Here is an 18,103-nt window from a genome sequence, read left to right as displayed (position 1 = left end):
AGTTTCGCTTTAATTGGCTGTGTTGTTATATGAATTTAGGAGGCGAAATCTCTTGTTTGCGAGCGGCAGCAGCTGCTGCCGGCGCTAAAGTGCTGTAGTAGGCATCCGATGCTTGAAGCTCTAAATCAGCTACTGGATGGCTGTTATCCTTTAACTGCGTGAAAAGCGGCACCTCAAGCTGCTTCTTTTTAGAAGACAGAAATGCGCGACCTGCTTTGCTCATCCCCAAAATTCGAATGTATGGCAGCTGTTTGTTATCCAGCCACTCGGTGACGAACTGCTTGTGTGAATTCGTCAAAAGGTACACACAAACGCGCTGAAGCCTTGTCCACGTGTAACGTTTTGTCTTGACGTGAGTGAGGAATTGCTCAAAGCTACCGGATTGCTGAATGTATCGCTTGAACCGATATTCTAAACCTTCGTCCATTCCTTGAATCTTTCGCAGCATTTCAGGTGTATGGGTTAGGATGAGATAACGCAGCAATGGAAAATAGTCTTCCCAACTATGAAGCTGTTCCAAATCTTGTAAGGCAGCGTATGTAGATTCGGGCACAGCTTGTTTTATGCTTTCTGCTTGATCTCTTAGCCGAGCAGACCGAATAGAGGTTGCGCTTGCAATCGGTCCAGTGATGGATTCGTCATGGTAGTCTGCTTTTATACGTGGAATGGTATCCACTTGTATGTTTGCGTGAAGCTGCTCAGCCGCTCGCAAGTACGCGAACCCGAGAATATTGTTTGGACTTTGCAAATCTAAAGTTGAATTTATTCCTATATTTTCATATGCAGACCGGCTTGCCTCTGGATACGATAAGCCTTGTTCGAGTGACTGTTTCAAGATCTCGTCAAATTCTTCCTTCTTCTGTGTACGTTTTAGCTGTGCTTGACGAAAAGCATCAATAGTGCCATCTTCAGAACCAAATACAAGGTGGTCAGCGCCTAACGTATCTAAGATAGCTACAGCACCCTTCGCAAATAAATCAGCATGCTGAACTGCATAAAGGAAAGGAAGCTCTACTACCAAATCGACGCCAGCTTGCAGAGCAGCCTCCGTACGGCTGAACTTATCCAAAATAGCTGGCTCACCCCGCTGCATAAAGTTACCGCTCATCACAGCAATCATACAGTCACTTTCGGTTAATTTACGGGCCTCCTGTATATGATAAATATGACCGTTATGTAATGGGTTATATTCAACGACAATACCGCATGATTTCATGTGGGACCTCCTTTTTGGGGTAGGGATAGTTTTTGGCGATAAATCCCTGCGAGTGGAAAAGCATCACTCCGGGCTTTCTCATTTACCGAGTGATGTCTAGTTCCGAAAACCAGAAACTGTGCTGTAAGCAATAAATCCCTGCGTGGGGAAAACGCCCACTCCGGGCTTTCTCACTTACCGCTTCGTTTCTAAACGGTTTTCTACGCTTTTCGGTTGTGTCTAGCTCCAGAAACCAGAAACTGCGGTATAGGTGATAAATCCCTGCGAGTGGAAAGGCATCACTCTCCGGGCTTTCTCACCTATTCCTCCGTTTCTAAACGGTTTCTTCCGCTTTTCTAGTGTGTTAATATGAATATAGGCTAATTATTGCCTTGCTGTAAAGAAAATATATTGACAAAGCTTCTGTTTTTTTTTACAATTACTTTTGTTGCCATGAGGTGAATTAACGTGAAAATTCCGGTTCAAAAGCTTAAAGCTAAAGGTCTTGAACCTTTCGAATTTACAGAGCAAGTGGATGTGTCTGACATCCAGGGCAAGAATGATATTCGTCGTATTGATCCGGTGAAGGTCAGCGGTCAGGCGACTTCTTATGGTAACGACATTACTGTTAAGTTTGCGATAGACGGCAAGATGATCTTGCCATGTGCGCGTACTTTGGCGGATGTGCCGTATGAATTCCATATTGATGCGACTGAACTGTTTACTTTGTCTCCTTATGCAAGCGCGGATGACGAGTCGGAAATTCATCCAGTTGATGGAGAACTGCTTGACTTGAAACCGTATATAGAGGAAAATATTCTCTTGGATGTTCCTTTCCGTGTTTTCTCCGATGATGAAGAGGTATTGGATAATGCCGTCAAACAAGGAGAAGGCTGGCAGGTTGCCAGTGAGGATGCACAGCAGGACAAGATCGATCCGAGGCTTGAGAAGTTGCAGGCTCTCTTGAAGAAGGACGACGAATAAGCATGTGAATGATTGAAGGAGGTGTAGGACAGTGGCAGTACCTAAAAGAAGAACTTCTAAAAAAGTTAAAAATCAACGCCGTACACACAAAAAATTGCATGTACCAGGAATGGTAGAATGCTCTAACTGTGGCGAACTTGCAAAACCACACCACGTTTGCAGATCTTGCGGACATTATGATGGCAAAGCAGTGGTTGAAGCGTAAGAACTGAAAAACACCTATCGTCAGAAATGATGATAGGTGTTTTTTTATATTCTATCTACTTTTTTCTAGTCTAGCATTTTTCCCTCTTGCATACATTGATAGCAGGATAGAAGAGGGGGGAAGCTTGTGAAAAGTACAAGGCAGGATGCATGGACTGACAAAGAAGATGTGCTATTAGCAAATACAGTGCTGGATTATATTCAGGAAGGTAAAACACAGCTGGATGCATTTCGGGATGTTGCGGTAAAGCTTAACCGAACAGGTGCAGCTTGCGGTTTTCGTTGGAATGCCTCACTTCGGCAATATTATCAAACGGATATTGAAATAGCGAAACAAAATAGGAAGCAGCAAAGTGCAGAACCAACTCCAGAGGCTGCTCCGAAGAAGGCAGGAAAGGATTCTGTCAGTTTGGAGGCTGCGATAGATCTTTTGGAAAAAGTGAAACAAAATTTCCATGTTCCTGATAAGCAGCCTGATGAAGAACTGCGCACGCTGCAAATAGAGAATGGGAAGCTTAAAGATCAGCTGAAACGGTATCAAGATGCATGTATCGAGATGGAAAAGCTGTGTCGTTGGGTGATTGAGGAAGCAGAGACAAAATAAAAAGCCCAAAGGGGCTTTTTTATTTTGTCGGCTGCCAAGTCATTACAGACAAGTTATCTTCTTTTTTGCCAGTCTCTTTGAAATAACACTGTTCCCAGAAGGACTCAGAATTAACTCGTGCTTTCGTACGTACGGGTTTCGTAAAGGATTGTACAAATTCAACTAGGGATGAGCCGAGTTTTTTTCCTTGGTATGCTGGCAGCACTTCAAGTTTGGTAATCTCCACGTATCCTTTTGGAGGATAAAATGTATTATCTTTCTGTTCGCTTACGAAAGTGAGTGCCATTCTTGCGGCAAGCTGTTCATCCATATAAATGCCGTAAAAAAGCGTGTCATCGTCACTCTCAATTAAGCTGAGCTGAAATTCATCGAACATCGAAAGCTCTGCATTTCCCTGAGCTGCAAAGCGTTCAAAATCCTCTGCTGTTTTATAGTTCACTGGCAATTTTTCCACTTTAGCTACTGTCATACAGATTCCCCTCTCCGTATTAAAAAAAATCGCTAGGTGCTTATGCATTCAGCATATATGAAAACGTTTGCAAATTCAAGCGTTATATTTCTTATATCCTTTTGGCAGCTACCTTGCTAAAATAAACAATTAGGTATGTGTCAAATGGGGGGGACGGAGATGAGAATCACTGTAATCGGTGCAGGTGCAATCGGACTGCTTGCAGCCGCAAAACTTAGCAGCATGCATCAGGTGCAGCTTTTGACAAGAACAAACGTACAAGCCGAATTAATTTCTGCGAAAGGCATTCGTCTGGATGGAGAAACAATACATATAAAAGCTATAACATTGGATGATTTGTATACTGTGCAATCAACTGATCTATATATTGTCTGTACGAAGCAATACGACGTAAAGTCTGTATGGGATAAACTAGTGTCCCATGCTGCAGCACCAGTCGTGTTTCTCCAAAATGGAATGGCTCACACGGATATGCTGCGGTCTGCGGCGTTTGACTATCCAATCATTGTCGGATCTGTGGAACAGGGTGCCCTGCGGGTAGATCAGCAGAGTGTGCTGCATACCGGAAAAGCAGTTATCCGACTGGCAAACCTAACGGGTAACAGCGCCGAAATGCTTGTCAAACATTTACATGACCCGAACTTCCCTTTTCTATTGGAGAAGAATTGGCATCGTATGCTTGGAAAGAAACTGATTGCCAATGCAGTGATTAACCCTTTGACGGCGATATATCGTGTGAAAAACGGGGAGCTGCTTGAACGTCCAGCGTTCTGTGCGATAGCGCAGAAACTATGTGAGGAAGCAGCGGAAGCACTGGATTTCGATTTCGCGGAACAATGGGTGTATGTACGTCAGATTATTATGGCCACCAAAGGCAATCGTTCTTCCATGTTAAAAGATATTGAAGCAGGCAGAAAGACCGAAGTGGAATCCATCTCAGGATATGTGCAAAAGCATGCTAAACGAGCCGTTCCTTATACGGATTTTGTCTACTATAGTATACTTGGACTTACAAGACAGCAAGAAAGGACTAGCTTATGACGCATTTTATCGCTTACCTTCTGGCAGCAGCCATTACAGTACCGCCGCTTGCAACTTGGATATATTTTCTTATTGTTCGAAGGTTCATTCGGAAAAGACGGAATGCCTTTCTGCATACAGTTCAAACGACAGCCGTGTTTTACATCGTTTCTGTTATGATAATGTTGCAAATCATTTTACAGCAAGCTGTCATCGGATATATGATAGGATTTCTTGCAGTATTGTTTATGCTCATCGTATTTATGAATTACAAATACCGAGGCGAGATTGTTTTCAAGCATATTTGGCGTATGTTCCTGCGCATTTGCTTCTTAATGTTTGCTCCGCTGTATGCACTGCTGCTCGTAGCAGGCATTATCGTTACATTCATTAGGCAATAATACATACAATATAACTGTTAATTTAAACAAAGGAGTACTTACTATGGTAATACAACCAATGAGACTGGAAAGTCCGAATAAATTGGTGGCCGATTATCGGGCAGAGCATCCTTCTGTTATAGATAAATTCGATTACGCACCATTTCGCCAGGATAGCTATAAAGCCCGGCAGCAAGAGTTGAAAGAACGCAGCTTTCCGCGAGGAGAACTGGCTGATTTGCTATATAAACGAAATAAAGAGTGGGGAGCAGACGACAAGGCGCTTCACAATACAGAAGCCTTGGCAGACCCTAGTACCGTTACAGTGGTTGGCGGTCAGCAAGCAGGTCTATTTACAGGTCCGTTATTGACGCTGCATAAGATCACTTCTATTATTGCACTTGCTGCACAGCAGAGTGAACAGCTTGGAACCAAAGTAATTCCAGTATTTTGGATTGCCGGAGAAGACCATGATGTAGAAGAGATTAACCACATTTATCTGCCGAAACAACATAAATTACATAAATTCAAATGGAAACAGCAGCTGACACAAAAAGTGGCAGCTTCCGATGTGGTGCTTGATAAAGAGCTGACGCATCGCTTTCTGCAGGAAGTGATTGCTGCTTTACCAGAAACAGCAGATACGAAGGATATCCATCAAATTGTTAGCGACTTACTGGATCAATCCGACACCTTTGTCGACTTCTTTGCGAGACTTATCCACCATCTTTATCAAGATTCAGGTCTGATTTTACTGGATTCCGGTGATAAACAGCTTCGACGGATAGAAGGGCCGTTTTTCCAGCAGCTGATCAAAAAACAGCAGGAAATAAGTGCAGGGGTGTATAAAACAGCACAGGAGCTGCAGCAGCAAGGCTATTCTAATACATTAGGACCGGAAATAGAGGATGCCAATCTCTTCTGTTATATTGATGGCGAAAGAACACTCTTGATACGTGATGAGGAAGGCAAATGGCGCGGGAAAGCAGATGAAGCGGTCTTTACCGAGGACGAGATAGTGCACATGGCAGAAGCTGCGCCGGAACGACTTAGTAATAATGTGGTAACACGCCCGCTTATGCAAGACTACCTTCTGCCAGTGCTAGCTTTTATCGCTGGTCCTGGAGAGATTTCTTATTGGTCGAATTTGCAAGCTGGATTCCATGCCGTCGGTTTTAAAATGCCGCCAATTATGCCGCGGCTTTCGTTTACGATGCTGGACAGCAAAACAGAAAAACTGCTGCATCGCTATCAGTTGAATACGGAAAAAGCAATCGCGGACGGAGTAAATGCAGAAAAGCTTCAGTATTTAGCCGCTCAAGCGCAGCCTCCACTGTCTGTATTGTCACAGCAAGTAAAACAAGCAATGGCAGAATTGCACGCGCCGCTTCGGCAAAGTGCTTCATCAATTGCCGATGATCTTGGTCGGCTTGCAGATAAGAACCTGCTTCATTTGGAAGAAGATATTGATTTCCTTGTAAGCAGAATGGAAGCTAGGATTAAAGAGCAGCACCATGTAGCGCTGTCACATTTTGAGCATTTGCAAGTTGCGCTGCATCCCGAAAATGGGCTGCAGGAGCGGACATTAAACGTATTTGCAATCTGGAATACATCCGGCGTGGGGATTTGGCGTGAATTATGGCAGAAAAACTATGATTTTACTACAGAACATTATATTGTTTCGGTATGATGACACAGGAAGCGTGTTTGGTCGACGACCAGGCACGTTTTTTTGTGCAGTTATCTCCGAAAAACCGCTAAGTACGGGAGAAAATGCTAGTAAAAAGTGTGAATATTGAGGTGGTGTAATGTGGGGGGATGTGGTACTATGAAAATGGAAAGTGGGGGCGGAGTCTATGTTCATGGGGGAATACCAGCATACGGTCGATACGAAAGGACGTATTATCGTGCCTGCAAAGTTCCGCGAGGACTTAGGTGAGCGGTTTGTACTTACACGCGGATTGGACCAATGTTTGTTTGGTTACCCTATGGAGGAATGGAGACTCTTAGAAGAAAAACTAAAAAAGCTGCCATTGACCAAAAAGGATGCCCGCGCATTCACACGCTTCTTCTTTTCAGGAGCAGTGGAATGCGAGCTTGATAAGCAGGGAAGGATCAATATTCCTGCACCGCTCCGGAAATATGCGAATCTAGAGAAGGACGTTGCCATTATCGGCGTGTCTGGACGGATCGAATTCTGGGCGGAGAGCGAATGGAATTCCTATTTCGATGAATCTGAAGAATCTTTTGCTGAAATTGCTGAGAATATGCTTGATTTCGATATTTGATGGCAGCCGAAAGGATGTATAGCTTGTTTGAACATTATAGTGTGCTGAACAGAGAGACAATTGAAGGACTCGCTGTGAAGCCAGAAGGTACATATGTCGATTGCACCCTAGGTGGAGGCGGTCACTCGGAAGTGATTTTGAAGCAGCTGTCTGATAAAGGAAAGCTGTATGCGTTTGATCAGGACAAGCAAGCCATAGAGGCCACATCGGCGAGGTTGGCGGAATACAGCGATCGAATCGAATATATCCAAGCTAATTTTCGTGATTTGAAAAGTGAGCTAGAAGCAAGAGGTGTGACAGAAGTGGACGGGGTTGTATTTGACCTTGGTGTTTCTTCACCCCAGCTTGACCAGGCAGAGAGAGGATTCAGCTATCAGCACGATGCGCCGCTGGACATGCGCATGAACCAACATCAAACGCTGTCTGCCTACGAGGTGGTCAATACGTGGTCTTACGAGCAGCTTGTACGGATTTTCTTCCGCTACGGCGAAGAGAAATTTTCCAAGCAAGTTGCAAGAAAAATAGAGAACAGACGAGAATTGAAACCAATTGAATCAACCTTTGAACTTGTAGAAGTGATCAAGGAAGCCATACCTGCACCTGCAAGACGAAAAGGCGGCCATCCGGCCAAACGGATTTTTCAAGCGATCCGAATCGCAGTAAATGATGAACTGCAATCATTTCGGGACGCGCTGCAGCAAACAGCAGAGATTGTAGCAATAGGAGGCAGGGTTTCTGTCATAACCTTCCATTCACTGGAAGACAGGATGTGCAAGCAAGCATTTAAAGCTTGGAGTACGCCACTTCCTGTGCCGCGTAACATCCCAATATTACCGGAAGACAGTAAGGCACCATTTGCTCTTGTTACGAGAAAGCCGATTGTTGCAAGTGAGTCGGAACTAGAAGATAACAGAAGATCTCGTTCCGCAAAACTTCGCGTAGCAGAAAAAATAAAACCGTGGAGTTCAAAATTCGAATTCTAGTACAGGGGAGGAATAAGCTTGAGTGCAGAAAGAGCTAGAAGCTGGCAGCAAGGCAGTCCGGCACAAAGACCGCAGCAGGAGCCGAAAAGGCAGGTAAAAGTAAAAGTCCAGAAAAAAACGTGGATAACGCCAGGAGAGAAGGTTCTTTATGCATTCTTTGGCTTAATCATCTTGGCTGCAGCATCTTATTTCGTAACTTTCGCAGCGTCTACCTACAACGTCAATAGTGACCTGGAAGCACTGGAGTCCAAAATTGATCGCCAGCAGGTTGCCAACCAAGACCTCACATATGAAGTAAAGGAATTGAGCAAACCGGAACGCATCATTGATATCGCGCGTGATGCGGGCTTGAAGGTGCAGAGTACGAAAGTAAAAGAGGCAAATAAAGTCTCTGAATAAGCGAGGTTGTTAGCACTATGAAAAAGAACAAGACGACACAAAAGATGGCGATTACGCTATTATCTATCTTTTCCGTGCTCTTTCTTGTCTTAGCTGGACGCTTTTTATTCATCCAGGCCTCTGGGGAAGTGGCAGGGAAAAATTTAATAAAGTATGCGGCAGATAAACGAACCGATGCGTATAAGTTAGAAGCAACTCGTGGGAAGATATTAGACCGCAATGGAATGGAGTTGGCGTACGATCAGCCAACTTATTCTATTTATGCCATCGTTACGGAAGAATACTCCACAGATAAAGATAATCCAATTCATGTGACCGATGTGGACAAAACAGCTGAAGAAATTGCTCCCATAATAGGAGCAGATGCTGCAGATTTAGAGAAACGCCTGCAGAAGGGCATCGATGACGATTTATGGCAAGTAGAATTCGGTGCTGCAGGAAGCGGCCTTTCACAAGATCAAAAGAAAAAGATTGAGGAACTTGACTTACCTGGCATTCAATTCACAGAAGAAGCGAAGCGCTTCTATCCGAATGGAACCTTTGCTTCCCAAATCATCGGATTGGCACAGCGAAAAGATGGAGTTATCACTGGGCTGACAGGTATTGAACAGCAGCTCAATGAACAGCTCGCTGGCAAAGACGGCAAGATATCTTATGAGCGCGATGGTTATGGGACGAAATTAATCAACCCGAATGAACAAGTGCAGGCCGCTCATGATGGAAAAAATGTCTACTTGACGATTGATCAGAAAATCCAAACATTACTGGAAGACACCCTCACGCAAGTTGACAAAAAGTACAATCCGAAAAAAGTCAGTGCCATCGTCATGAATCCAAAAACCGGAGAAATTGTCGCAATGAGCAACCGGCCCAGCTATGACCCGAACAATCCGGAAAATGTCGAAAACTGGTATAATGATAGCATCTCCAATCCAATGGAGCCTGGCTCTACAATGAAGATGTTTACGGTAGCATCTGCGATAGAGGAAGGGAAATGGAATCCGGAAGAAAAATATAAGTCTGGTACGTACAAAGTGGATAATACAGCTACAATTAAGGACTGGAATAACGGTGAAGGCTGGGGTTCAATCTCTTATTTAGAAGGTATGCAGCGGTCATCTAACGTCATGGTTGCGAATCTCGTGGATAAGAAGATCGGCGAAGATACCTTCTTGGATTATCTGAAAAAATTCAACTTTGATCAAAAGACAGGCATTGATTTGCCGGGAGAGATACCTGGTACGATTTTGTACAACTACCAGTCGGAGAAAATTAGTACTTCATTTGGACAAGGTACTACGGCAACTCCAATTCAGATGATCACAGCAGCTACGGCTATTGCTAATGATGGCAAGATGATAAAGCCGCATATTATCGACAAAATAGTCGATTCGGATACAGACAAAGTAGTAGAACAGAAGAAGACAGAAGTACAAGGCAACCCAATTTCCAAAAAAACTGCGGATGAGACGCTGAAGATACTCGAGTCAGTGGTTACCTCCGAGCATGGAACTGGAAAGCCGTATAAACTGGACGATTATAGTGTGGCAGGAAAAACTGGTACGGCACAGATTCCGTCACCTAATGGCGGTTATATGGGAGGGAAGGGGAATTATCTATTTTCTTTCCTAGGCATGGCTCCGGCAGATGATCCAGAATTAGTGATGTATGTGTCAGTTCTGCAGCCAGAATTGGAAGCGAGTGAAGCAGACTCTGCACCTACTTCGTTTATCTTTAAAAACGTAATGGAAAATGCGCTGCATTATATGGATATTAGCCCTGATCAGACGAGCGATCAGGAAGAAATTACGGAAAAACGAGTTCCTAATATCGACGGCATGTCCACTCGCGCAACCAAGAAAGCGCTCGAAAATGCTGGCATGGAAGTCGTCGTAATTGGTGACGGAGATGATGTTGCCAAGACGAGTGTAGACGGTGAAGAGAAAGTGATTGAAGGGCAGCGTGCGCTTATTGTAACCGATAAGCCGACGATGCCGGATATTACAGGCTGGTCGATGCGAGAAGTATTAGAGTTAAGCGAACTGCTGGAGCTTGATGTGGAAACGATCGATAGCGGTTATGCGAAGATACAAAGCATCAAAAAAGGCACAAAACTGAATAAAAACGACTACCTTGCTGTCGAATTTTCGACATAAGGATAACGAACAGTGGTCTATCCACTTGCGTACCGTCATAACATGGATACAAGCCTACCTTTGTGTATGAGGGAGAGATTTGTATGAGAAGAGTATCCAATGTTACGATGCGCAAGCGGTTAGTCACTGTTTTTATTTTGGCTTTTATCGTGTTCCTTGTTATTGGAATCCGGTTGGCATATGTCCAATTTGTTCTTGGCAAAGACTTAGTGGACAAAGCAGAGGATTCCTGGAGCCGAAATATTACGTTCGAACCGGAACGAGGAAGAATTTTAGATCGAAATGGGGATGTGCTGGCGGAGAATGTATCGGCACCAACTGTCATGGTCGTACCGCGTCAAATTAAAGATCCAGAGGAAGCAGCAACAAAGCTTTCGCAAATACTTGGGATGGAAAAGGACAAGGCTATGCAGCATGTGACCAAGAAAGCTTCAATTGAGAGAATTCATCCAGAAGGACGGAAGATAACTGAAGAGCAGGCAGAAGCAATCCAGGCGCTGAACATGGAAGGGGTTTATATTGCCAAAGATTCTAAGCGCCACTACCCAAACGGTGACTATTTATCTCATGTACTTGGCTTCAGTGGTATCGACAACCAAGGCTTGATGGGGCTGGAGGCATATTATGATGAAGAGCTGAGCGGACAAGCGGGCAGTCTGTCCTTCTTCTCTGATGCTAAAGGACACCGGTTGGAGGATATGGCAGATGTCTATCAGCCGCCAACCGACGGTGAAAATCTGCAGCTGACAATTGATTCGGATATCCAAACGATTGTGGAGCGAGAACTGAACAATGCGGAAGCAAAGTATAATCCAGACGGCGCCATCGCATTGGCGGTTGATCCGGACAATGGAGAAATTTTGGCAATGTCCTCCCGTCCGTCATTTGACCCAGAGAAATACAAAGAAACAGACCCGGACACATATAACCGAAACTTACCAATTTGGAGTTCGTATGAACCAGGGAGTACATTTAAAATTATTACACTCGCCGCAGCTTTGGAAGAGAAAGTTGTTGACCTGGAAGAAGACCATTTTCACGACAGTGGTTCGATAAAAGTGGATGGAGCTACGCTGCATTGCTGGAAGCGAGGCGGACATGGCGACCAGACGTATTTGGAAGTCGTGCAAAATTCCTGTAACCCGGGTTTTGTTTCATTAGGTCAAAAGCTCGGCACGGACCGCTTGTTTTCGTATATTAAGAATTTCGGATTTGGGGAAAAGACAGGAATTGATCTGCAAGGAGAAGGAAAAGGAATTTTATTCAACCCAGACAAAATCGGCGCAGTAGAAACGGCAACTACCGCTTTCGGTCAAGGAGTTTCCGTCACACCTATCCAGCAGGTGATGGGCGTATCAGCTGCAATCAATGGTGGTTATCTGTATCAGCCGCATATTGCCAAGTCGTGGAAAGATCCTGTAACAAATAAGACAGAAACGGCGACTGAGACGGTGATGAAGCGACGCGTTGTATCAGAGGACACGTCCGAACAGGTCCGCTTAGCTTTGGAAACAGTTGTGGCGAAGGGGACAGGGCGTGGTGCTTATCGCGAAGGCTTCCGCATTGGCGGCAAGACTGGGACAGCACAAAAAGTTGGCACCAACGGCAGATACATGGATAACAACTATATCCTATCTTTTATCGGATTTGCGCCAGCAAATGATCCGGAAATTGTTGTCTATCTCGCTATTGATAACCCGAAGAACACGATTCAATTTGGCGGAAAAGTAGCAGCACCGATAGTAGGAGATATCTTGGAAGACAGCTTGCGTTCTATGGGGGTGGAGCCACAGACAGACGGACTTGAGAAATCGTACAGCTGGCCAGAGGAACCGCCATTGGAAGCGCCAAACTTCATTGGGATGAAGAAACGGGAGCTAACAGAATACTACACAACGCTCCAATTAGAAGTAAGCGGTTCTGGTGACTTTATTATTGATCAAGAGCCGAAAGCAGGCACAAAGGTGGAGGCAGGATCAACAGTACGATTGTATTTGTCGGAAAACCCGCCGGAATAAATCGGATGAACCATTCCTGCAGACATAAATTCTGGTATAATGGTGTTTGGTATAAAATCAAGATTAGTATAATAAGGTCTTTTGATAAGCAGCCTTATAAAATCAAACATCTTTTCGTAAGGATAAATGAAGGACGTGGCAATTTTGAAACTGGCAGCACTATTATCCGCACTGCCATTCTATGAACCGCAGGCGGAACATGAACAAATCAACATTAACGGCTTGACGATTGATTCTCGGAATGTCGAATCTGGCAATCTATTTATTTGTATAAACGGAGCGCTTGTCGATGGACACCGATTTGCCAGTCAAGCAGAGAAACAAGGGGCAGCAGCAATTCTCGCGGAACGCCCGCTTGATGTGAATGTACCTGTTATCCTTGTAAAGGACACGCTTCGTGCTTCGGCTGCATTGGCAACTCACTTTTATGGACACCCATCAAAAGAAATGCGTATCATTGGGATTACGGGCACCAATGGAAAAACGAGCATGACCTACTTGTTGGAGAGTATTTTCCGAGCTAATGCGGAAGCGACTGGGGTTATTGGCACAATTCAGATGAAAATTAAAGAGGAAACTTATCCGGTTAAAAATACAACACCTGACGCACTATTCCTGCAGAAAGGCTTCCGGAAAATGGTTGACCAAGGTGTAGATACGGCAGTTATCGAGGTATCTTCCCATGCCTTGGATATGGGAAGGGTGCACGGAACAGATCTTGATGTTGCTGTATTTACGAATTTGTCTCAAGACCATTTGGATTACCATAATAGCTTTGAGGATTATTTCCATGCGAAAAGTTTGTTATTCTCCCAGCTAGGCAATACGTTTGACTCGAATAAGCCGAAATTTGCGGTTATCAATACAGATGATCGTTATGCGGACGCTTTGATTAAATCGACGGCACAGCCAGTTTGCAGCTATGGGATTGAAAAGCAAGCCGATATTATGGCTACTGACATTGAGCTTGCGGCCAATGGAACATCTTTCCGGTTGCACACGCCTAAAGGCGAGGCAACGATCCACAGCAAATTGATGGGCAAATTCAACGTATACAACATGCTTGCAGCGGTTGGTGCAGCTTTATGCAGCGGCGTGCCTTTTGAGACAATTTGCAGTGCCCTGTGTGAGACTACTGGGGTAGCAGGACGATTCGAACCGGTTGCGGCTGGTCAGCGTTTTGGGGTTATCGTCGATTACGCGCATACGCCTGATTCACTGGAAAATGTACTGACTACGATAAAATCATTCGTGAAGGGTAAGATAATTACAGTAGTAGGATGCGGCGGAGACCGTGATAAAACAAAACGTCCGTTAATGGCCGGAACTGCTGTACAATATTCCGACACAGCTATCTTTACAGCTGATAATCCGCGAACAGAGGATCCGCATGCGATTATGGAAGACATGATTGCAGGATTAGACGAGCAAGCATATGTTGTTGTGCCTGAACGGGCAGAAGCAATTAAGCGTGCAGTAGAGCTTGCAGAAGCGGACGATATTGTTCTTATTGCCGGAAAAGGTCATGAGACGTATCAAATTGTAGGAGATCAAGTACTGGACTTTGATGATCGCCTCGTTGCTGCGGAAGCAATAAAACATGCGGGATTAGGAGAATAAAAATGCTATTTTCAAGTGAGTTTCTATACAGTTTATTCCCTGATGCAACAAAGCAGCAGGAATTTGCAATCAGCCAAGTTAATACCGATAGCAGAAAAGATGCGCCAGGCAGTCTTTTCGTTCCGATTCGCGGGGAGCGTTTTGACGCCCATAACTTTATCGAACAGGCAATAGCACAAGGGGCATCAGCAGCACTGTGGGACCGTTCCGTACCGGTCCCGCAGGCAGCTTCTGCAATTGTGCTCTTTCTTGTTGATGATACACTGGAAGCTTTGCAGAAACTGGCACAGGCTCACCGGGAAGCAGTTGATCCAATTGTTGTAGGTATTACCGGTTCAAATGGTAAAACAACGACAAAAGACCTTGTAACGAGTGTACTGAATGAGAAATATGAAGTGCTCGCGACAAAGGGGAATTTCAACAATCATATTGGGTTGCCGCTCACGGTTTTGTCCATGCAGCCATCTTGTGAGGTGCTCGTATTGGAAATGGGCATGAGCAACTTTGGCGAGATTGAGTTATTGTCCCGCATTGCACAGCCAGACTATGCAATCATTACGAATATCGGAGAGTCCCATATCGAATTTCTCGGTTCCAGAGAAGGTATTGCCAAGGCGAAGAGTGAGATAACTGCCGGAATGGGAGAAACCTCAATCTTGATTATTGATGGAGACGAGTCATTACTAGATTTCCATCACGGGAAAGAAAATACCGTTACATGCGGTTTTGGAGAACAGAACACAGAGAAGTTGGTAATTGAACAGACAGGCGACAGCGCAACAGTTTTTTCTGTTAATGGTGAAAGTTACTCATTTTCTTTGCTAGGTGCGCATAATGTACGAAATGCAGGCTATGCAATTGTACTCGGCACACAACTTGGTGTGAGTAAGGATCAAATCCAACTGGCATTACAAGCTCCGGCAATGACGGGGATGCGGATGGAACAGCTGGAAGGAAAAAATGGAAGCAAGATTATCAATGATGCATATAACGCATCACCAACTTCCATGAAAGCTGCTATCCAGACAGTACAGGAACTTCCGTTTGAAACGAAAATTCTTGTACTTGGGGATATTTACGAAATTGGTGCTGAATCTAAACGCTACCATCGTGAAATTGCTGACGTAATTACAGCAAAATCGGCTTATGTTTTCACAATTGGCGAAGATGCAGAAGAAATTTCAGCAGCAATAACAGATCAATCTATTCAAAGTGCCCACTTTTCAGATAAGGCTTCTTTGGCAGAAGCACTTCTGCCACTGCTGCAGGAAGATACAATTGTGCTGCTCAAGGCCTCCCGCGGTATGAAGCTGGAATCCATACTTGACACAATTGGCATTATGAAAGAAAATTAATAGCTGGTATTTAGAAACGCCAAAACAGATGCTTTTCTTAGCATCTTGAAATGATTGGACGGGTGCTTTTTTAAAGGAGGAAACAACAATGAACGTGGCACTATTACTTGTGACAATTGCGGTAGCATTCATCGTCACCGTCCTTATTTCTCCAATAGTCATACCATTTCTACGCAGATTGAAATTCGGTCAGAGTATTCGTGAGGAAGGACCTAAATCCCATATGAAGAAGTCGGGTACACCGACAATGGGCGGCGTTATGATCATCATCAGCATTGTCGCCTCAACATGGATTATGCATGCAATCGGAGGTATCCAGATTAGCTTAGAAACATGGCTTCTTCTGTTTGTGCTAGTCGGATATGGCTTACTTGGATTCCTGGATGATTACATCAAAGTTGCGATGAAGCGTAACCTTGGGCTAACATCCAAACAAAAAATGCTTGGACAAATTATTATTGCAATCGTTTTTTATGCATTGCTTCGCTACAATGATTTCGGTACTTACATACAAATTCCCGGAACGTCGATTCAATGGGATCTTGGCTGGGGTTATTTCTTCTTAATCCTTGTTATGCTGGTTGGTGCATCCAATGCAGTCAACTTGACCGATGGACTGGATGGACTGCTTGCAGGTACCGCAGCAATCGCTTTCGGAGCATTCGCTGTAGTCGCGTATTATGACGTACAACAAACACAGGTAACTGTATTTGCTTTGGCTGTTGTCGGGGCTTTGCTCGGATTCCTTGTGTTTAATGCGCACCCTGCAAAAGTATTTATGGGAGACACAGGCTCACTCGGGCTTGGCGGTGCAATTGCTGCTGTTGCCATTCTGACAAAGATGGAGATTTTGTTAATCGTTATTGGCGGTGTGTTTGTCATCGAAACACTTTCTGTCATGATTCAGGTAATCTCATTTAAGACAACGGGGAAACGGGTCTTTAAGATGAGCCCGCTTCACCACCACTATGAATTGTCCGGATGGTCTGAATGGCGTGTTGTTACTACATTCTGGGCTGTAGGACTACTATTCGCTGTCATCGGCGTGTACATGAAGGTGGGATTATAATGTCTGATTTTGAGACGCACTTCCCATATAAGCGCGTTCTTGTGCTTGGTTTGGCGAAGAGCGGCTTTGCAGCTGCCAGCACCTTGCTAGCGCATGGACGCAGTGTACGCGTTAGTGATTTAAATGCTTCCAATCAGGATGAGTTAGTAACGATTCTGGAGCAAAAGGGAGCGGAAGTGAAGCTTGGACCGCAGGAAATCGAACTCCTCGATGGAATGGATGTCCTCATCAAGAATCCAGGTATCCGTTACGAAAATCTGATCGTGCAGACAGCAATTGAACGAAACATTCCGGTCTTGACGGAGGTAGAGCTTGCTGGTTTGCTTCATAAAGGAACACTAATCGGTATTACTGGTTCGAACGGCAAGACAACAACAACAACACTTGCATATGAAATGCTCAAGGAAAGTCAAGTGCGTACATATGTAGCAGGCAATATCGGTACTGCAGCATCAGAAGTGGCGAACAAAACAACCGAAGATGATCGACTTGTTTTGGAGCTGTCCTCTTTCCAGCTGCAAGGAATTGATCAATTCCGACCTCATATTGCCGTCATGCTGAACATTTTTGAAGCTCACTTAGATTACCATCATTCCTTAGAAAATTATGAACAAGCGAAGGCGAATATTTTCCGTAACCAAGATGCGGGAGATTATCTTGTTTATAATGCAGAGGATGAGCGTTTGCAGCATATTGTCAAAGATGCAAAGGCGACGCTTGTTCCTTTCTCTGGTTCCAGGAAGCTTGCTGATGGAGCATGGTATGATCAGACGCATGTCTATTTTAAAGACGAAGCCGTGGCTGCTATGGAAGATATTTTGCTTGTAGGGGGCCATCAGCTGGAGAATATTCTTGCAGCAGTAGCTGCTGCAAAGCTTGCTGGAGCTACGAATGAAGGTATTCAGCATGTATTGAAGACTTTTTCAGGCGTGGAACATCGATTGCAGTATATCAAGCATCTGAACGGGAGAGCTTTTTACAATGATTCCAAGGCTACCAATATATTAGCCACGTCTAAAGCTTTATCATCGTTTGAGCAGCCGACTATTCTGCTTGCCGGCGGATTGGATCGCGGTAATACGTTTGAAACACTTGTCCCATTCATGGATCATGTGAAAGCTTTAGTCGTATTTGGTGAAACAGCTGAAAAGCTGCGGGAAACTGCTTATTTGGCCGGTATTGAGCTTATTGAGTATGTAAAAGACGTAAAAGAAGCAGCGGAAGCCGCTTATCGTCTTTCTGAGAGCGGTGATGTGATCCTGCTGTCCCCAGCATGTGCAAGTTGGGATCAGTACAGAACATTTGAAGAAAGAGGAAACATGTTTGTAGAAGCGGTGCATACATTAGAGTAGGGGCTTG

At 44.5% G+C, this 18,103-nt stretch carries 17 protein-coding genes; 15 read left to right on the top strand and 2 right to left on the bottom strand.

The annotated features are described in order from the left end of the window. Positions 1–25 precede the first annotated feature (25 nt). Complete coding sequence (locus tag B1K52_RS15435) at positions 26–1,216, bottom strand: nucleotidyltransferase (RefSeq protein WP_077309796.1); 1,191 nt, start codon at positions 1,214–1,216, stop codon at positions 26–28. Positions 1,217–1,663: 447 nt separating this feature from the next. On the opposite strand from B1K52_RS15435, the gene B1K52_RS15430 reads away from it, so the two are divergent. The 3 genes from B1K52_RS15430 to B1K52_RS15420 all read left to right on the top strand — a co-directional run bounded on the left by B1K52_RS15430 (position 1,664) and on the right by B1K52_RS15420 (position 2,987). After that, positions 1,664–2,179, top strand: coding sequence for a YceD family protein (locus B1K52_RS15430; RefSeq protein ID WP_077309794.1), 516 nt, complete (start codon positions 1,664–1,666; stop codon positions 2,177–2,179). A 31-nt stretch (positions 2,180–2,210) separates the two neighbouring features. Beyond that, on the top strand, positions 2,211–2,384 hold the full coding sequence (gene rpmF, locus B1K52_RS15425; RefSeq protein ID WP_077309792.1) for a 50S ribosomal protein L32: 174 nt from the start codon (positions 2,211–2,213) through the stop codon (positions 2,382–2,384). Positions 2,385–2,510: 126 nt separating this feature from the next. Further along, entirely contained in the window at positions 2,511–2,987 is a 477-nt protein-coding gene (locus tag B1K52_RS15420) for a hypothetical protein (RefSeq protein WP_077309789.1), read from the top strand. 19 nt (positions 2,988–3,006) lie between these two features. Here the strand turns inward: B1K52_RS15420 and B1K52_RS15415 are convergent, their stop codons facing one another. Next, complete coding sequence (locus tag B1K52_RS15415) at positions 3,007–3,456, bottom strand: GNAT family N-acetyltransferase (protein ID WP_179106575.1); 450 nt, start codon at positions 3,454–3,456, stop codon at positions 3,007–3,009. A 159-nt stretch (positions 3,457–3,615) separates the two neighbouring features. On the opposite strand from B1K52_RS15415, the gene B1K52_RS15410 reads away from it, so the two are divergent. The 12 genes from B1K52_RS15410 to murD all read left to right on the top strand — a co-directional run bounded on the left by B1K52_RS15410 (position 3,616) and on the right by murD (position 18,096). After that, positions 3,616–4,497: a 2-dehydropantoate 2-reductase gene (locus B1K52_RS15410; RefSeq protein ID WP_179106574.1), complete on the top strand. Its 882-nt coding sequence runs from the start codon at positions 3,616–3,618 to the stop codon at positions 4,495–4,497. Further along, positions 4,494–4,877, top strand: coding sequence for a DUF3397 domain-containing protein (locus tag B1K52_RS15405; protein ID WP_077309781.1), 384 nt, complete (start codon positions 4,494–4,496; stop codon positions 4,875–4,877). The genes B1K52_RS15410 and B1K52_RS15405 overlap by 4 nt, the downstream gene beginning before the upstream one ends. 43 nt (positions 4,878–4,920) lie before the next feature. After that, positions 4,921–6,546, top strand: a complete 1,626-nt coding sequence (gene bshC, locus B1K52_RS15400) for a bacillithiol biosynthesis cysteine-adding enzyme BshC (RefSeq protein WP_077309778.1) — start codon at positions 4,921–4,923, stop codon at positions 6,544–6,546. A gap of 166 nt (positions 6,547–6,712) precedes the next feature. Continuing rightward, complete coding sequence (gene mraZ, locus B1K52_RS15395; RefSeq protein WP_077309776.1) at positions 6,713–7,144, top strand: division/cell wall cluster transcriptional repressor MraZ; 432 nt, start codon at positions 6,713–6,715, stop codon at positions 7,142–7,144. A 23-nt stretch (positions 7,145–7,167) separates the two neighbouring features. After that, on the top strand, positions 7,168–8,127 hold the full coding sequence (gene rsmH, locus B1K52_RS15390) for a 16S rRNA (cytosine(1402)-N(4))-methyltransferase RsmH (RefSeq protein ID WP_179106573.1): 960 nt from the start codon (positions 7,168–7,170) through the stop codon (positions 8,125–8,127). Between the two features lie 18 nt (positions 8,128–8,145). Then, entirely contained in the window at positions 8,146–8,526 is a 381-nt protein-coding gene (ftsL, locus tag B1K52_RS15385; protein WP_179106572.1) for a cell division protein FtsL, read from the top strand. Between the two features lie 17 nt (positions 8,527–8,543). Further along, on the top strand, positions 8,544–10,682 hold the full coding sequence (locus tag B1K52_RS15380; RefSeq protein WP_077309770.1) for a penicillin-binding transpeptidase domain-containing protein: 2,139 nt from the start codon (positions 8,544–8,546) through the stop codon (positions 10,680–10,682). 83 nt (positions 10,683–10,765) lie between these two features. Further along, positions 10,766–12,700, top strand: a complete 1,935-nt coding sequence (locus B1K52_RS15375; RefSeq protein WP_077309768.1) for a stage V sporulation protein D — start codon at positions 10,766–10,768, stop codon at positions 12,698–12,700. Positions 12,701–12,844: 144 nt separating this feature from the next. Next, positions 12,845–14,320, top strand: coding sequence for a UDP-N-acetylmuramoyl-L-alanyl-D-glutamate--2,6-diaminopimelate ligase (locus B1K52_RS15370; RefSeq protein WP_077309766.1), 1,476 nt, complete (start codon positions 12,845–12,847; stop codon positions 14,318–14,320). Positions 14,321–14,322: 2 nt separating this feature from the next. Further along, the gene (locus B1K52_RS15365; protein WP_077309764.1) at positions 14,323–15,675 is read left to right on the top strand and encodes a UDP-N-acetylmuramoyl-tripeptide--D-alanyl-D-alanine ligase; all 1,353 of its coding nucleotides are present in this window, start codon (positions 14,323–14,325) and stop codon (positions 15,673–15,675) included. Between the two features lie 88 nt (positions 15,676–15,763). Beyond that, positions 15,764–16,744: a phospho-N-acetylmuramoyl-pentapeptide-transferase gene (mraY, locus tag B1K52_RS15360; RefSeq protein WP_077309762.1), complete on the top strand. Its 981-nt coding sequence runs from the start codon at positions 15,764–15,766 to the stop codon at positions 16,742–16,744. Next, positions 16,744–18,096 (top strand): UDP-N-acetylmuramoyl-L-alanine--D-glutamate ligase, encoded by a 1,353-nt coding sequence (gene murD / locus B1K52_RS15355; protein WP_077309760.1) that lies wholly within the window; start codon positions 16,744–16,746, stop codon positions 18,094–18,096. Before mraY ends, murD begins: the two co-directional genes overlap by 1 nt. Positions 18,097–18,103: the final 7 nt, after the last annotated feature.

The sequence above is a fragment of the Terribacillus halophilus genome (genome assembly GCF_900162685.1).
In the GTDB taxonomy this organism is placed as follows: Bacteria; Bacillota; Bacilli; order Bacillales; family Amphibacillaceae; genus Terribacillus; species Terribacillus halophilus_A.
The sequence above is the reverse complement of the archived record's forward strand: the minus strand, read 5'-3'. Positions and strand labels throughout refer to the sequence as shown.

Bases quoted from the DNA above. Each gene is read 5' to 3' on its own strand.
- murD (WP_077309760.1), top strand. From the start codon at position 16,744: ATGTCTGATTTTGAGACGCACTTCCCATATAAGCGCGTTCTTGTGCTT.
- B1K52_RS15365 (WP_077309764.1), top strand. From the start codon at position 14,323: ATGCTATTTTCAAGTGAGTTTCTATACAGTTTATTCCCTGATGCAACA.
- B1K52_RS15375 (WP_077309768.1), top strand. From the start codon at position 10,766: ATGAGAAGAGTATCCAATGTTACGATGCGCAAGCGGTTAGTCACTGTT.
- B1K52_RS15405 (WP_077309781.1), top strand. From the start codon at position 4,494: ATGACGCATTTTATCGCTTACCTTCTGGCAGCAGCCATTACAGTACCG.
- B1K52_RS15415 (WP_179106575.1), bottom strand. From the start codon at position 3,456: ATGACAGTAGCTAAAGTGGAAAAATTGCCAGTGAACTATAAAACAGCA.
- mraY (WP_077309762.1), top strand. From the start codon at position 15,764: ATGAACGTGGCACTATTACTTGTGACAATTGCGGTAGCATTCATCGTC.
- B1K52_RS15380 (WP_077309770.1), top strand. From the start codon at position 8,544: ATGAAAAAGAACAAGACGACACAAAAGATGGCGATTACGCTATTATCT.
- B1K52_RS15435 (WP_077309796.1), bottom strand. From the start codon at position 1,216: ATGAAATCATGCGGTATTGTCGTTGAATATAACCCATTACATAACGGT.
- bshC (WP_077309778.1), top strand. From the start codon at position 4,921: ATGGTAATACAACCAATGAGACTGGAAAGTCCGAATAAATTGGTGGCC.
- B1K52_RS15410 (WP_179106574.1), top strand. From the start codon at position 3,616: ATGAGAATCACTGTAATCGGTGCAGGTGCAATCGGACTGCTTGCAGCC.
- mraZ (WP_077309776.1), top strand. From the start codon at position 6,713: ATGTTCATGGGGGAATACCAGCATACGGTCGATACGAAAGGACGTATT.